The organism is Lawsonella sp. (assembly GCF_011525565.1).
Lineage (GTDB): Bacteria > Actinomycetota > Actinomycetes > Mycobacteriales > Mycobacteriaceae > Lawsonella > Lawsonella clevelandensis_A.
The window spans coordinates 1-14,772 of the sequence record NZ_WVRS01000008.1; the positions used below are offsets into that span (position 1 = coordinate 1).

Here is a 14,772-nt window from a genome sequence, read left to right on the forward strand (position 1 = left end):
ATGCCTTGCATGAGATGCTTGCCCCCACGGGAAGTATATGGGTTCATCTAGATGATTCAGAGATGCCGTATGCGCGCTCTCATTCGTAGAAGGTAAACCCTCCCCTGATTATGCAGATGACAGCGTTATGTAGCTATTTATTCAACGACATACGCTGATCTGCAAACATCAATACTGTAGTCACCGCAATTGTCTTCTACAGAAGATATCTTGTTACAAGAACGATTTAGTTATTCCTACAATTTCTTAAGAAAAGAGAACCTTATTGCCACTTCCCCGAAATCATTTCGCTATCTAGGCGAACTACGGGTGTACACAACACCATGCCTTCGAAGAAGTATTCACAATGTCACCAAACTTAGCATTTGTAGATAATAAAAATAGTTTTTGCACAAATGAGCAGGCTTTATTATTTATAACTCAGAAAGGACATTTAAACCTAAGAGACATTGCATCTGTTGCAATCATTAATTTTGTATAACGGCGAGATATTCTATGAACACTTTTGCAACACAGTGATCATTGCAGCTTGTTCAGCCTTGGTAACCCACAAACCGTAAAGCCTCTTTACCTCAACCTGTCTCGCAACATACTCACAGCGATAAATCTTATTGGGTGGTAACCAGGTGGCCGTATCCCCCGATCCCTTTTGTGCATTGACCCATCCTGACACAGCTAAAAGATTACGGGGATCATTAGCGAACGCGCGACGCACATCCGCACTCCACGACTGCGCACCTTTAACCCATGAGTCAGCAAGTGCAACCACATGATCTATCTGCACTAGGGCACTTGTCTTTTGACCATGCTGGAAGTAGACAACATCACCTGTATATGGATCATGCAGTACACCTGTTTCCACCACACAACCGTGCGTACGCGGACGGAATGTCACATTCACTAGATCTCGTTGCAGAATGTCTTCACGAGTTCGACATCCGTTGTGTCCTAACGGAGCGTCGTTATTGTCATCCCAACTTCGCCCATACTGAGCGCGTTTATAACCAGTTTTAGGTGCGCGTCCCTTTACCGTCAGAAAACGAGCGTGCGTAAGCGCATCGTGGTAACTATGCAGCCCAAAATCGCGCAGCACAGTAAACCTAATTCCTGCTGCCTTATTCTTATTCCTCCGTGATACTCGCGGCGAAACAGGCGTACGTGGTTTACCCGAGTGATGCGTTTGTAAGCTACTACTGGGCGAACTACTAGTACTCTCCCCAGAAGAATCCCCTGTTTGCGTACCGTCTACATCTATGGCGCATCCTGCTGTTGCCACCGTAACGACAGCAGCACTTACTAACCCTATGAACCGTAGAGATACAGACCTGCTACAACGGGAATCGCCTCGGGGAATGGCATGCAGAAACGTACTGTGCATGGTTATAGCCTAGACTTAGGCACATGGCATTTCCGCAACCTACCACACAGACTTACTCCGTCGTTACTGGTGCTTCACAAGGCATTGGCCGATCTCTCGCACTACATCTGGCGCAACGTGGCTACAACGTTATTCTTGTAGCACGCCGCGCAGACGTCCTTAAAGAATTAGCCACCGAGATCACTACCACCTACGGGGTGGAGGCACTGTGCCGTCCCTGCGATCTTTCCGATCCCGCGTCTCGTAAAGAACTTACCGATGAGCTCCGCACGCTCGACGTCACTATCCTTTGCAATGATGCAGGAACCGCTACATTCGGCAGTGTCGCTAAACTGCCAGAGGAGAAAGAACACTTGCAGTTCCAGCTCAATGCCAGTACTGTTCATGAACTTGTCCTCGCGGTACTCCCACGCATGATTGAGCGCGGAGAAGGAGCCATTCTGAATGTCGGTTCCGCCGCAGGCAATATGCCTATTGCCTATAACGCTACTTATGCCGGCACTAAGGCATTCGTCAATATCTTCTCTGAGTCACTTCATGATGAGCTCAAAGGCTACGGTATTAATGTCACTTTGTTGGCTCCTGGCCCAGTTCGTCCTTCTGATAAACCGAAGAGTGAAGAAACCTTCCTCGACCGCATGATCCCCGCTTTCATGTGGGCAAACTCCGATCAAGTTGCAGAACAGTCTCTTGCTGCGTTAGCACGTAACAAACGGCGTATTGTTCCTGGTGCTATTGGCAAAATGCTGAATGCCGTGGGATACCTTCCACATATGATTACAAGCCCCATCAATAAACTCAGTTATGGGGCACTAGCAGGTGATAACAAATGACCATGATTTCCCCCACGCACCTTCCCGAAAAACTCGACCGTATTGTCTGGATAGACTGCGAGATGACCGGCCTTGACCGTGCCAAGGACGCACTTGTAGAAATCTCCGTCCTTGTCACCGACAGCAACCTCAACATCCTCGGTGACGAAGACGGCCAGACTCCCGGACTCGATATAGTCATACACACCTCTGACGAACTACTGAATAGCATGGATGATGTTGTTACAGAGATGCATGCACGCTCGGGACTTACCGAGGAGATTCGCCGCAGTACCGTCACAGTTGCGGAAGCAGAAAAACAGGTACTGGACTACATTAAGCGCTTCGTGAAAGAACCGCGTACCGCACCACTAGCTGGCAACAGTATTGCCACGGATCGCGCTTTCATCGCCCGCGATATGCCGGAGCTCGATAACTTCCTGCACTACCGCATGATTGACGTTTCCACCATTAAGGAACTATGCCACCGCTGGTTCCCCTATATCTATGTCAACCAGCCTCCTAAAGGTATGAACCACCGCGCCATGGCAGACATTAAAGAATCTATTCGCGAACTGGCCTATTACCGCGCTGTAGCCTTTGTTCCGGAGCCTGGTCCCAGCGAAGATGATATTAAAGAAAAACTTGCCGATTTTTCCTAAACCACAATCTTCGCTAGTATTAGCTTGCTGCCTGAAGCAGCACTCATAATGAGTTGATGGTGAGTGTAGTTCAGTTGGTAGAGCACCAGGTTGTGATCCTGGCTGTCGCGAGTTCGAGTCTCGTCACTCACCCATAGAAGGATCCCCGTACACGACGTATGGGGATCCTTTTCATTTCTCTCAATCGACGCATCGTTCACACAGCTCATACCCCTGTACTCTTCATCACTAAAAATCATTGACCTTTCCTCTTGTCGTATGAGGAAACTTTGTTAGCGTGAAAATGTAGCCGCTATAGCCACACGAACAGGATCGTATGCATGAATACGTAGCTCTGTTCGCATCGCGAAAGACTGCACACTATTGCGAAAGAATGTGAAAGGGCTTTATATGTCTCTCGATGACAAAATCAAAAACTCCGCTAAAGATATCGCTGGTAAAGCCAAGGGAGGCCTTGGAGACGTCACTGGCGACGAGCAGTTAAAGACAGAAGGAAAGGTTAATCAGGCCGCTGCATCTGCACAGGACGCCCTATCCGACGCAAAAGATGCTGCTGCTGAAAAAGCCGGGAAAGTTGCCGATAAAGCCAAGGGCTTCATTAACGGTCTGAAAAAGTAATAATCCTCACTTATATGAGGACATAATATCCAACGAGGGGAGGCATGCGGGATATCAACCGCCTGCCGCCCCTCTCGTTTACCTGCCCTTACCAGTCAATTTGTTTCTAGGAAAAGAACGTTATAAAGTTTTCTCTGTTGCACACAGCAAGAGTGAAAAGCAACAAGTTATGCACTACTAGCTCAATTGGCAGAGCAACTGACTCTTAATCAGTGGGTTCAGGGTTCGAGTCCCTGGTGGTGCACGAGAAAGAAACTCCCGGCTAAAAAGTATTAGCTGGGAGTTTTTCTGTTGTTACACGGCACAGCTAAACTTGCAAACGATACATCCTTTATCAGGGAATAAATTGATACCGCGATTAATACCGTGATTGCTACCGTACAGGTTGAACGCAGCTTGGACACAGCTTAGGTGCAGATTGGGCGCACGTTAAGTACTACGGATTAGGTGCCGTGTACTCCACACATTCTGTACATTCCGTGTATTTCGCGCACATTATTTTTGCTTTTCGGAGGTTCCTCTATGCGTCGTGCTGTTCGACGTCATCCCGCTCTCGCAGCTATTGCTGCGACTGTTGCTTTAACAGTTGGCTTAACTGGCTGCCACGCAACAGAAGATTCTGGGAAACCACCATCAATACAGGCATCTGTGGGGGAAGCCGCAACTAACGTTAACGTTGTTTCCCCCATCCTGGTCCAAGCCACCAGCGGTACTCTCGGCTCTGTACGGCTTACCAATGATGAAACAGGCAAAGAAGTAAAGGGTACGCAGGAGGGGAATCATTGGTCTAGCACAGAGCCTCTAGGTTATGACCAGAGCTACACCATTAAGTCTTTCGCTACAAAAGGCGATAAGCGTTTTAACTTCCAGCGAAACTTCCACACTGTTAAGCCAGACAATTTCACAATGCCCTGGATCTATCCCCTCGATGGAACAGTTGCCGGTGTAGCACAACCCGTTGCAGTGAAATTTGATGAGCCCATTGGTAACCGCCAGGCTGCACAAGACTGCATCCACATTAAGACCTCTCCGAAAGTAGACGGAGCTTTCTACTGGATGAGCGATACTGAAGTACGCTGGCGCGGCGAACACTTCTGGAAGCCTGGAACCAAGATCAACATTGACGTCAAGTGCTATGGTCATGACCTCGGCGATAGTCTCTACGGGCAGAAAGATCTCCACTCCGCCTACACCATTGGGGATCGAGTTGAAGGCTTTGCCGACGATAACACGCACCAACTCACTATTAAGAAGAACGGCCAAGTCATTAAGACTATCCCCATTTCTATGGGATCGGATGCTCATCCAACCCCTAATGGCATCTACTACATTGGCGACAAGCACGAATCCATGATTATGGACTCCTCCACGTTCGGAGTTCCCACAAACTCGCCAGAAGGCTACAAAACCACTGTTTACTGGGCCACCCGCATGTCATACAGCGGTATCTTCATTCACGCTGCACCATGGTCCCTTTGGGCACAAGGATCCAGTAATACTAGCCACGGGTGCCTTAACGTGTCCCCCGAAAACGGTGAATGGGTCTATCACACGATGAAAGCTGGAGACCCCGTATTCGTAAAGAATACTAAGGGTGGAACTTTGGAAGGTATTGAAGGCCTAGGAGATTGGAACATTCCGTGGTCTCAATGGAAAGCCGGAAATGCTAACCAGAACACCAACTAGCTAGCAGGCAACAGACAGCTAGCAAGCATTAAGGGGTGGGGCTCACATAGGTGTGAGCCCCACCCCTTATTTTTCACGCTAACAAGTAAAACTACCGACAATGCGTAGTTTCACAAGCACTACATGCAATCGCTACTTCTTGTGATGGCGAACAATAGAAATAACGATAGACCCCAAAGCGACAGCAGCAGCGACACCTAATGCGATCTGCACCTCAACCTTCTGCAATGCATCCTTCGCAGCAGCTTTACCCTTCTCCATAACGTTAGAGGGATCTACGCGATCGGCAATCTCATCAAGAGTTGCCGCAAGGTTATCGCGAGCAGCAGCAATGTTCAGCTCAATATCGTCGAAGTCCTGAGCCATAATGTCCTCCAGCTATATTTTCCAGCTATATTTTCACGTACACACTTTAGATAGTGTTCCCCCTTTAGCGTACTGCACTATGGCCTAATAGCCGACGAATCAACGGAAAGTCGCTACGCTGTGACTATGAACACTTCTACAACACCGAATAAGGTAACTCTCTCAGCAGGCGAACAAGCTCCCCGCTTCACGCTTACCGACGACCACAACAACACCGTCAGCCTTGACGATTACGCAGGTAAACGAGTTATCGTCTACTTTTATCCACGCGCCAACACTCCCGGCTGTACAAAAGAAGCCTGCGACTTCCGCGACAATCTTGCCCAACTCAACACTGCCGGAATTGACGTTATTGCCATTTCTCCCGACAAACCAGAAAAACTTGCCGCCTTCCGCGACAAATATGACCTCACTTTTCCCCTCCTCTCAGACCCCGATAAGACTGTCATGCAAGAATGGGGAGCCTTCGGAGAGAAGAAAAACTACGGGAAAGTAGTACAGGGAGTTATTCGCTCCACCTTCCTTGTTGATCCTATCGCTTTGGCGAAGTATAACGTCAAAGCAACCGGCCACGTTGCGCGCATCATTAAAGAACTCAATCTGTAAAACAGCATCTCAAAGCGCGTAAACACACTAAAGCCCTCCGGAAACACCACGTTCCGAAGGGCTTTTCTGTGCGCGAGGCGGGACTTGAACCCGCACGTCCTTAGACACTAGAACCTAAATCTAGCGCGTCTGCCAATTCCGCCACTCGCGCATGTCCTGTACAAGAAATTCTCATAAGGGACTCTCATACTGTACAGGTCACAGTATCCTTAATACCAAATCGTTAAGCTAACCTAGCCGCATATTTATGCTTCCAGCTGTGCTAAAGCCGTAAAAAGAGGAAGCGCAGCACGTAAAGCTTGGCCACGATGCGAACGCTCATCTTTCTCCGCAGGTGCTAATTCTGCCGATGTGCGCCCATCAGCATCACACGGCCGAAAAATGGGATCATACCCAAAACCATTGTCACCACGTGGCTGGCGTGTAATACTGCCACGCCATTCCCGCTCAACAACCATCTCCGGTTGAAGGTCATACTCAGCAAGTTTTGCCGCGCTAGCCACTGACTCCGGTACCACAATAGCTACTGCAGAAACGAAACCTGCCCCCCGACGCTCATCGGGAACATCACGCAATTGACCCAACACCAGGTGCAGATTGTCCTCATCGCGGCCGTGTTCCCCGCACCAGCGAGCTGACAAGACACCCGGCATTCCGTTCAAGGCATCAACTTGTAGACCAGAATCATCAGCAACTGTCACCCAACCGGAATGAGCGGCACCGTCACGGGCTTTAATAAGAGAATTCTCGGCAAACGTAGCACCAGTTTCTGGCGTTTCTGGATATTCTTTCACCTCGTCTAAACCGACGACTTCAATACTGGTGAGATGCGCAGCAGCTAATACCCGTTCCAGTTCAGACAATTTCTTCTTATTGCGGGAAGCAACAAGTAATTTCACGGTTTCTCCTTATAACGCTAGGGAGCAGTGATTAAACGCAGTTGCCAGTACCGAGCTTAGCGGGGAAGGGATACGGGGCAGCGAGAACATCATTTTGTGTCTTACTTAACGCGGCACACCCCATTTGCCCCATATCGAGCAGACTATTCATAACAGCCCGGTCAAAAGGCTCACCCTCCGCAGTACCCTGTACTTCCACCAGACGACCATCACCAGTGCAGATGATGTTCATATCAACTTCCGCACGACAGTCCTCCTCATAGGGAAGATCAAGACGTACTTCGCCGTCAATAACGCCCACAGAGATTGCCGCAATACTGTTTTTCAGCGGATTACCACCGGTAATAAGCCCCTGCGACAGTAGATAGGTAACAGCATCAGCAAGTGCAACATAGGCGCCGGTGATGGATGCAGTCCGCGTACCACCATCTGCCTGCAGTACATCACAGTCAAGGGCAATAGTGTTTTCTCCCAGTGCCGATAGATCAATAGCTGCCCGCAGAGAACGGCCAATAAGGCGAGAAATCTCGTGCGTACGACCCCCCACCTTGCCGCGTGTGGATTCACGCTGAGAGCGTTCATTCGTGGCAGCCGGAAGCATAGAGTATTCAGCTGTTAGCCACCCTAGACCGGATCCTTTACGCCAACGGGGTACTCCCTGCGTCACAGACGCAGTGCACATAACGCGGGTATTCCCCATAGAAATCAGCACAGAGCCTGCCGGATTCTCGGTAAAACCACGAGTGATAGTAACGGGACGAAGTTCATCAACAGCACGCCCATCGGCGCGAGAATTTACAGTAGTAGACACACCTAGAGCCTACTACCACTCATAAACCGCCCGGGGACTTACCAGTTCAGTAGGCACAGTTGACGTCTCCCTAGCTTCCGCCAAAACAGCTTCACTATCGGTCCAGGGAGAAATATGCGTGAGCAACAAGCGGCCAACATGATTCTCTGACGCCAGCGCGCCCGCCAACGCTCCCGTAAGATGCATGTGCTCAGGCAGATTAGGATTACTTGTCCACGTTGCCTCACACAAGAAGACATCAACATCTTTACTAGCCTTGTAAACACCTTCGCAAGGCCCAGTATCCCCAGAGAAACAGAATGTTGCCCCAGTGGTATCCTCCGTTACCCGCATACAGTAGGCCTCCCCGGGATGATCGGCAGGAAAAGCCTGAAAAGTACAGCCGTTGAGATGCTGGGGCGCAGCTACATCCCACGGGTGAAAATCAAAAGTATCAGTAAGGTCGTGGCAGGAACCGTAATCATCAGCAAACCACTCCCCCACTTTTTTAAGGAATGTGGACGGCCCGAAGACAGTAGCTGGCCGTGTTGTTGACCGGTGCGAATACCGTCTCCACACAATAAGGCTGGGAATATCAGCTGTGTGGTCGGGGTGAAGATGCGAATTAACAAGATCGCAGCCGCTGGGATCAACAAGTTCTTGCAGAGTTCCCATTGATCCATTACCAATATCCATGATGATGGGGCGCTGGCCGGCGGACTGGAGAAGGTAGCAGGATGCGGGTGAATGGGGACTCACGACACTTCCTGAACAACCAATCACAGTCAAACGCATGTCTCCATGGTTCCAGTTTTCCAGCTCAAGTGTGAGGCCAATATCGAGGCAAAATAGCACAACAGGAAGAAGGTGTGAGGAAAGCGACAAGGATCAATCACTAAATGAAAATAGGGTTCCACAATACGAAATAGAGAACGCTAAAACGACAAAACCGCTTACCATCCGGCTAGTAATTTAGTAATCCAATAACCGCGTCGCTTCTACAAACCCCACTACCGGCCCCAAAAATCGGTGCGCCAAGTGCTCAAACAATACTGGATCGCCAGTTGTTTCAAAACGGTGCAGCGGACCTCCCACAACACCCACTTCATCAACACCCGTTTCGTCATCCGGGATAGTTGGCGCCAGAAGATCCTGCTCCGTTAAAAACCGCACAAGATCCTTCGTCGTTTCCTCCGCAGAGTTAATCAGTGCAACATCCATCCCGACAGCCATCTGAATAATGCCGGAAAGCAGCGGATAATGCGTACACCCCAAAACAAGCGTATCCACCCCCGCCTCCTGCAACGGCGACAGATACCCCTCCGCCAAACCTAAAACCTGCCGTCCCGTCGTGACACCACGCTCAATAAAATCCACAAACCGCGGACAAGCCACGCTCAACACTGTGACGTCCCCGCACTCTGGCTGGCGTTGACACAAGCGCTCGAATTCGCGCGCATAGGCACCTGAATCAACCGTCGCCTGTGTGGCAATTACCCCCACTTTGCCCGATCGTGTGGTCGCCACAGCACGCCTCACTGCCGGAGTTATCACCTGCACAATGGGGATGCTGTAACGCTTTTGAAACGTCTCGTAAGCCGCTGCCGTAGCGGTATTACATGCCATAACAATGGCTTTACAGCCCTGGTCTACCAGATAATCACCGATAGCAACGGCATACCCCTGTACTGCCTCCATCGACTGATTACCGTAGGGACCATGCGCCCCATCACCCACGAAAAGAAGAGCCTCGTGCGGCAGTTGGTCAATAATGGCGCGTGCAACCGTCAACCCCCCTACCCCGGAGTCGAAAACCCCAATGGGTGCGGTTTTCTCTCCTGCCACACTGCCCCCTGCCACACTGCCGTCTTTCGCACTGCCCCCTGCCGCACTGCTTACCATGCGCGAAATCCTTATCCTTTCCCGCCACACATCATGCACTGATCAATCACTTATCCGTGAACGCCCTCATACTGTTGACTGCTAGAACAATCCACTTCAGTAATCGACCTCAGTGTAATTCACTCTGCTATTCACTATAGACAGTTCGCTCGATACCCCCTGGAGGTGAGTAAACTTAGAGACATAACCCGCGTAAAAACCTCTGAGAAGAGTATTTATGGACACTTACCGTGGCGCCCCTGCGCTGCTAACGGATATGTACGAACTCACCATGGTGGATGCGGCTCTCGCCGCCGAAAAAGCCAATGGCACACCCATGGCAAGCCGACAAACCACCTTTGAGATCTTTGGCCGCCGTCTGCCCCACGACCGCCGCTATGGGGTTGTTGTTGGCACCGGACGACTGCTAGAACAACTGCAAAACTTCCAGTTCACTGACGAGCAAATTGACTACTGCAGTGACTTCCTCTCCGACGACACCCTCGAATGGATGCGGAACTTCCGCTTCTCCGGAAGCATCAGCGGCTACCGCGAAGGCGACCTCTACTTCCCCGGCTCCCCCATCCTCACCGTGCAAGGCACTTTTGCTGAATGTCAGATCCTAGAGACACTCGCGCTCTCCATTCTGAACCATGACTGCGCTGTCGCCACCGCCGCCGCACGCATGGCAGCCGCCGCAGATGGCCGCGTCATCATTGAAATGGGCGCCCGGCGCACCCATGAAGAAAGTGCTGTGGCTGGTGCCCGCGCCGCCTACATTGCGGGCTTCACCAGCACGTCGGATCTTGCCGCCGGCTACCGCTGGAATATCCCCGTGGGCGGAACGTCTGCACACTCCTTCACACTGCTGCACACCACCGATAACCAGGCCGATGAAAAGGCTGCTTTCCGCCACCAGATCAAGGCGATGGGGACGGATACCACGCTCCTTGTGGATACATACGACATCACTCAGGGTGTTGCCAACGCTATTGAGGTAGCCGGCCCGCAACTGGGCGGGGTGCGTATCGACTCCGGTGATCTGGGTGTACTGGCGCGGCAGGTGCGTCAGCAGCTTGATTCTTTGGGCGCCCACAATACGCACATTGTTGTCTCTGGTGACCTGGATGAATACTCCATTGCGGCGCTTCGTGCTGAACCTGTTGACGCCTACGGGGTGGGGACGTCCCTGGTGACTGGCTCTGGTGCTCCCACTGCCGAGCTTGTTTTCAAGCTTGTTGAGGTGGATGGTCAGCGCGTTGCGAAACGCTCCAGCCATAAGGAAACCCGTGGCGGTAGTAAGCAGGGCTTCCGTACGTCTCGCGCCACTGGCACGATGGTGTCCGAAATTGTTACCCCGTTGGGTGCTGACACACCTGACACTGGCACACTGAACTGTGAAAAGCTCACCATTGACTACATGGTGAACGGTGAAGTTCAGGACGGTCTCCCCACCCTCGATGATGCCCGTAGCCTACTGTATGACAATCTCAAACAGTTGCCGTGGGAGGGGCTCTCTCTATCACGTGGTGAGCCAGCTATCCCCACCCAGTTTGTTGGTTTCTAACGGAGACTATGGGACTCGTGGAGGATCTCTCTGACGTGGCTTCCTCACCGGCATCAGACTCCCCTTCACCGTCTAGCTCGCCATCTGACTCACTTCCCGATTCACTGTCTAGTTCACTTCACAGTTCGCTTCCCAGTGTGGAAGAGCTGTTAGAAAAAGCGGTGACGGCTATAGGGGGTCAGGAACGTACCGGCCAGCAGCAGATGGCAACCGCGGTAGACCGCGCTATGGCTACCGGCAAGCATTTGGCGGTGCAGGCGGGCACGGGTACCGGTAAGTCGTTGGCGTACCTGGTTCCGGCACTGCGCCACGCGGTGGAAACTGGACACACTGTAGTGGTGTCCACCGCCACCATTGCGTTGCAACACCAGCTATGTCGGCGTGATCTTCCGCTTCTTGTGGATGCGCTTGCGGAAGACCTTGGGCGGCGACCCACTTTTGCGCTCTTAAAGGGACGCAATAATTATCTGTGCCTAAACGCGTTGGACGCCGGTAACGATCCTGACACAGACGATGAGGGGACTACTGCACTTATTCCCTCTGAAAAGGGTTTGCAGGCGCAGCGTATCCACGAGTGGGCGTTAAACACGGACACTGGCGACCGCGACGACCTCAAACCAGGTGTTTCCGATGTTGTGTGGAAAACCTTTTCAGTAGATACACAATCCTGTATTGGCTCTTCCCTCTGTACTTTCAGCGCCGAATGTTTTGCGGAGCAGGCCCGTCAACAGGCCTATCAAGCAGATATCGTTGTGACTAACCACGCCATGTTGGCTATCGACGCAGCGTCACCCATCAATCTTCTTCCCGACCATGATGTTGTCATTATTGATGAGGCGCACGAGTTAGAGAGTCGCGTCACCAACGTTATTGCCGGAACACTCTCCGCTACCGGGTTAGAAATGCTGGGGAAGCGCCTTATTCACTATGCCGGCGAAGAAGACGTCGACAATTTCCAGGACACTATTGAACACACTATTACTGCCATGGAGAATAGTCCCATTGGACGCTGGGACAGCCTTACCGACCAACAGACAGCTGCACTTACTGTGCTCCGCTCCTCCGCCAGTGCGCTTCTAACATCTATTGGTCCCGTCCAAGAAGCCGATATTCTCTCCAACCCGAAAAAAGCCACTGCGAAGAAACAAACTATTGGCAATTTGAACCAGATTGTTGACGTGTGTGATGTGGTGATGGCTAGCTCCCCCACCCATGTTGTGTGGATGAGCCACGATGAGCGCCGCGGCTACGAAATTCATGTGGCGCCACTATCTGTTTCGGCGGTACTACGCGACCATCTTTTCGCGGATTCCACCGTCATTCTTACCTCTGCCACACTGCAGGCAGGCGGCTCATTCCAAACAATGGCACGTCAATGGGGGCTGCCGAGCCAAAGCCAAGACTCTGACACGTCCGCGACGGCATCTTCACCCGCGTCGGCGTCCCCAACCGCGCCTGCGCCCGCTTCTACAACCTCTACGTGGGAAAGCCTGGATGTGGGGTCTCCTTTTGACCACCGATCATCCGGCATTCTTTACGTTGCCGCAGATCTGCCCCGCCCTGCGCAGGGCACCACCTCCCCTGCCACACTGCAGCGGATGGAGGATCTTATTAACGCAGCCGGTGGCCGCACACTGGTGTTGTGTAGTTCCCGGCGCGCAGCAGACGAGGTAGCCAGCTATCTAGACGACCACGTATCCTACCCAGTGCTCTGCCAGGGGCAAGCCACTATGAGCTCGCTTATCACGGACTTCGCCGAGCAGGAAGAAAGTTGCCTGGTAGGAACGCTGGGGCTCTGGCAGGGTGTGGATGTTCCCGGGCCGTCCTGTTCCCTCGTTATTATTGACCGCATCCCTTTTCCCCGCCCCGATGATCCACTTATGTCGGCGCGGCTTGACTTTATTAATGAGCACGGCGGAAACGGCTTCATGTCCGTCTCCGCATCTCATGCAGCACTTCTTCTGGCCCAGGGAACAGGCCGCCTGCTGCGCTCCAGCACGGACCGGGGCGTTATTGCAGTTATGGATTCCCGCCTGGTGACGGCACGCTACGGTAGCTACCTGCGGAAGAGCCTTCCACCCTATTGGGAGACAACAAACACTGAGGTAGTGCTCAATTCTCTGCGGAGAATTACTGGCTCACTGCACTAATCCTGCACTAATCGTGGCGTATGTCCCCATTAACCGCCACTATTTGGGAGCGGGTAACACCCAGCATGAACAGTACTTCATCAAGATAGGGGAAGTTAACAGAGTTATCGGCCACGGTGCGTAATGCCGGTTTCGCGTTGAAGGCGATCCCCATACCTGCAGCTTTTAACATGTCTATGTCGTTGGCACCGTCACCCACTGCCACTGTTTGCGACAGTGATACGCGTTCCCGTTCGGCGAATTCTTTGAGTGCTGCGGCTTTGCCGGCGCGGTCAACAATGGCGCCGTTAACTTTGCCGGTAAGGACACCGTCTTTGATATCGAGTTCGTTTGCCCGCATAAAGTCGAGTTCCAGATCCTCCGCCAGGGGGGCGATAACCTGGTTAAAGCCGCCAGAGACAACACCGCATTTGAAGCCCAAATGTTTAAGGGTGCGGATGGTGGTGCGGGCCCCCGGGGTGAGCACAATTGAGTCGGATACTTCTTTAATGATGCTGGCAGGCAGGCCTTGGAGTGTTGCGACACGTTCCCGCAGGGATTCCGCAAAGTCGATTTCGCCGCGCATAGCACGGTCTGTAATCTCCTTCACTTCTGCTTCTTTACCTGCGTGTGCTGCCAGCATTTCAATGACTTCACCTTGGATGAGGGTGGAATCAACATCAAAGACAATAAGGCGTTGCGCACGGCGAGCGTACTCGTCTGGCTCGAAGGAAATATCGACCCCAAGTTCGGTAGCAAGTGAGGCGAGGGCGGTACGGATACCGGAAATACGTTCACCGGAAGCATTGCGGGCCACAATTTGCAGAGCGATACCTGTTACCGGATAGTCGGCGACGCCTTTAATGGAGGCAATGTTAGCCCCTAGGTCGGCGAGGGTTCCGGCGATACGGGAGAAGGCTTCCGCAGTGATAGGTCGGCCCAGGATGAGAACTGTGTGGGTTGCGGTATAGCCGGAGCCTACGGGGTCGGAGCCGATTTCAATATCGGCGTCCATGCCGAGTGCGGCCATCCCATTTTCAATGTCGGTAACAAGTTCCCCGCACTGTGGGAGGCGCTCAATGAGAGCAGTCAGGATAAGCCGGCCACGAATGACAACCTGCTGTACATCAAGGAGGACAGCATCATGCTGGCTGAGAATACTCATGAGGGCAAAAGTGACACCCGGCTTATCTCGTCCTGTGACGGTGACGAGAACAGTGTCCGCTTTTTTCATGCTGTGTCCTTTTATCGCTGGCTATGGTGCTAGCTTTATCGCTGGCCGCTCGGTATATCCTATTGTTCCGGGTGAGGTGGACAAGGTCAAAAGATGACCAAAAGATAGTTAAAAGATGGACGTCCTGCTTCTCCGGCAGGGCGT

The 14,772-nt window shown here is 52.0% G+C and carries 14 protein-coding genes and 3 tRNA genes; 9 read left to right on the top strand and 8 right to left on the bottom strand.

Features of this window, described 5'->3' with window-relative positions; translation table 11 throughout:
* Positions 1 to 493 precede the first annotated feature (493 nt).
* A complete protein-coding gene (locus tag QZV76_RS04955; protein WP_290598752.1) occupies positions 494 to 1,093 on the bottom strand; it encodes an HNH endonuclease family protein in 600 nt (199 codons plus the stop codon).
* Between the two features lie 308 nt (positions 1,094 to 1,401).
* On the opposite strand from QZV76_RS04955, the gene QZV76_RS04960 reads away from it, so the two are divergent.
* The 6 genes from QZV76_RS04960 (at position 1,402) to QZV76_RS04985 (ending at position 5,156) form a co-directional block, all read left to right on the top strand.
* Positions 1,402 to 2,211, top strand: coding sequence for an SDR family oxidoreductase (locus QZV76_RS04960; RefSeq protein WP_290598754.1), 810 nt, complete (start codon positions 1,402 to 1,404; stop codon positions 2,209 to 2,211).
* A gap of 2 nt (positions 2,212 to 2,213) precedes the next feature.
* Positions 2,214 to 2,852 (top strand): oligoribonuclease, encoded by a 639-nt coding sequence (gene orn, locus QZV76_RS04965; protein WP_290598799.1) that lies wholly within the window; start codon positions 2,214 to 2,216, stop codon positions 2,850 to 2,852.
* 59 nt (positions 2,853 to 2,911) lie between these two features.
* Positions 2,912 to 2,984 (top strand) — tRNA-His (locus QZV76_RS04970).
* Between the two features lie 258 nt (positions 2,985 to 3,242).
* The gene (locus tag QZV76_RS04975; protein WP_290598756.1) at positions 3,243 to 3,470 is read left to right on the top strand and encodes a CsbD family protein; all 228 of its coding nucleotides are present in this window, start codon (positions 3,243 to 3,245) and stop codon (positions 3,468 to 3,470) included.
* A 171-nt stretch (positions 3,471 to 3,641) separates the two neighbouring features.
* A tRNA-Lys gene (locus tag QZV76_RS04980) sits at positions 3,642 to 3,714 on the top strand.
* A gap of 278 nt (positions 3,715 to 3,992) precedes the next feature.
* The gene (locus QZV76_RS04985; RefSeq protein WP_290598757.1) at positions 3,993 to 5,156 is read left to right on the top strand and encodes an Ig-like domain-containing protein; all 1,164 of its coding nucleotides are present in this window, start codon (positions 3,993 to 3,995) and stop codon (positions 5,154 to 5,156) included.
* 132 nt (positions 5,157 to 5,288) lie between these two features.
* Here the strand turns inward: QZV76_RS04985 and QZV76_RS04990 are convergent, their stop codons facing one another.
* Entirely contained in the window at positions 5,289 to 5,522 is a 234-nt protein-coding gene (locus QZV76_RS04990) for a DUF3618 domain-containing protein (protein ID WP_290598758.1), read from the bottom strand.
* A 126-nt stretch (positions 5,523 to 5,648) separates the two neighbouring features.
* Between QZV76_RS04990 and bcp the strand changes: the two genes are divergently transcribed.
* Complete coding sequence (gene bcp, locus QZV76_RS04995; protein WP_290598801.1) at positions 5,649 to 6,128, top strand: thioredoxin-dependent thiol peroxidase; 480 nt, start codon at positions 5,649 to 5,651, stop codon at positions 6,126 to 6,128.
* Positions 6,129 to 6,197: 69 nt separating this feature from the next.
* Here bcp and QZV76_RS05000 read toward each other — a convergent pair.
* From QZV76_RS05000 to murI, 5 genes are all read right to left on the bottom strand, one after another.
* Positions 6,198 to 6,279, bottom strand: a tRNA-Leu gene (locus tag QZV76_RS05000).
* Positions 6,280 to 6,373: 94 nt separating this feature from the next.
* Positions 6,374 to 7,027: a non-canonical purine NTP pyrophosphatase gene (locus tag QZV76_RS05005; protein WP_290598759.1), complete on the bottom strand. Its 654-nt coding sequence runs from the start codon at positions 7,025 to 7,027 to the stop codon at positions 6,374 to 6,376.
* A gap of 31 nt (positions 7,028 to 7,058) precedes the next feature.
* The gene (rph, locus tag QZV76_RS05010) at positions 7,059 to 7,838 is read right to left on the bottom strand and encodes a ribonuclease PH (protein ID WP_290598760.1); all 780 of its coding nucleotides are present in this window, start codon (positions 7,836 to 7,838) and stop codon (positions 7,059 to 7,061) included.
* A 12-nt stretch (positions 7,839 to 7,850) separates the two neighbouring features.
* Entirely contained in the window at positions 7,851 to 8,576 is a 726-nt protein-coding gene (locus tag QZV76_RS05015; protein ID WP_290598762.1) for an MBL fold metallo-hydrolase, read from the bottom strand.
* Positions 8,577 to 8,789: 213 nt separating this feature from the next.
* Positions 8,790 to 9,719, bottom strand: coding sequence for a glutamate racemase (murI, locus tag QZV76_RS05020; protein ID WP_290598763.1), 930 nt, complete (start codon positions 9,717 to 9,719; stop codon positions 8,790 to 8,792).
* A gap of 217 nt (positions 9,720 to 9,936) precedes the next feature.
* Here murI and QZV76_RS05025 point away from each other — a divergent pair, with 217 nt between their 5' ends.
* Together QZV76_RS05025 and QZV76_RS05030 are read left to right on the top strand one after the other, a co-directional pair.
* Positions 9,937 to 11,265, top strand: coding sequence for a nicotinate phosphoribosyltransferase (locus QZV76_RS05025; RefSeq protein ID WP_290598765.1), 1,329 nt, complete (start codon positions 9,937 to 9,939; stop codon positions 11,263 to 11,265).
* Positions 11,266 to 11,369: 104 nt separating this feature from the next.
* Entirely contained in the window at positions 11,370 to 13,415 is a 2,046-nt protein-coding gene (locus QZV76_RS05030) for an ATP-dependent DNA helicase (RefSeq protein WP_290598803.1), read from the top strand.
* Positions 13,416 to 13,422: 7 nt separating this feature from the next.
* On the opposite strand, the gene serB is transcribed toward QZV76_RS05030, so the two are convergent.
* Positions 13,423 to 14,628 (bottom strand): phosphoserine phosphatase SerB, encoded by a 1,206-nt coding sequence (gene serB, locus QZV76_RS05035; protein WP_290598766.1) that lies wholly within the window; start codon positions 14,626 to 14,628, stop codon positions 13,423 to 13,425.
* Between the last annotated feature and the right edge of the window lie 144 nt (positions 14,629 to 14,772).

Excerpts from the sequence above, each read along its gene's own strand:
- QZV76_RS04960 (WP_290598754.1), top strand. The coding sequence starts at position 1,402 with ATGGCATTTCCGCAACCTACCACACAGACTTACTCCGTCGTTACTGGT.
- orn (WP_290598799.1), top strand. The coding sequence starts at position 2,214 with ATGATTTCCCCCACGCACCTTCCCGAAAAACTCGACCGTATTGTCTGG.
- QZV76_RS04975 (WP_290598756.1), top strand. The coding sequence starts at position 3,243 with ATGTCTCTCGATGACAAAATCAAAAACTCCGCTAAAGATATCGCTGGT.
- QZV76_RS04985 (WP_290598757.1), top strand. The coding sequence starts at position 3,993 with ATGCGTCGTGCTGTTCGACGTCATCCCGCTCTCGCAGCTATTGCTGCG.
- QZV76_RS04990 (WP_290598758.1), bottom strand. The coding sequence starts at position 5,522 with ATGGCTCAGGACTTCGACGATATTGAGCTGAACATTGCTGCTGCTCGC.
- bcp (WP_290598801.1), top strand. The coding sequence starts at position 5,649 with ATGAACACTTCTACAACACCGAATAAGGTAACTCTCTCAGCAGGCGAA.
- murI (WP_290598763.1), bottom strand. The coding sequence starts at position 9,719 with ATGGTAAGCAGTGCGGCAGGGGGCAGTGCGAAAGACGGCAGTGTGGCA.
- QZV76_RS05025 (WP_290598765.1), top strand. The coding sequence starts at position 9,937 with ATGGACACTTACCGTGGCGCCCCTGCGCTGCTAACGGATATGTACGAA.
- serB (WP_290598766.1), bottom strand. The coding sequence starts at position 14,628 with ATGAAAAAAGCGGACACTGTTCTCGTCACCGTCACAGGACGAGATAAG.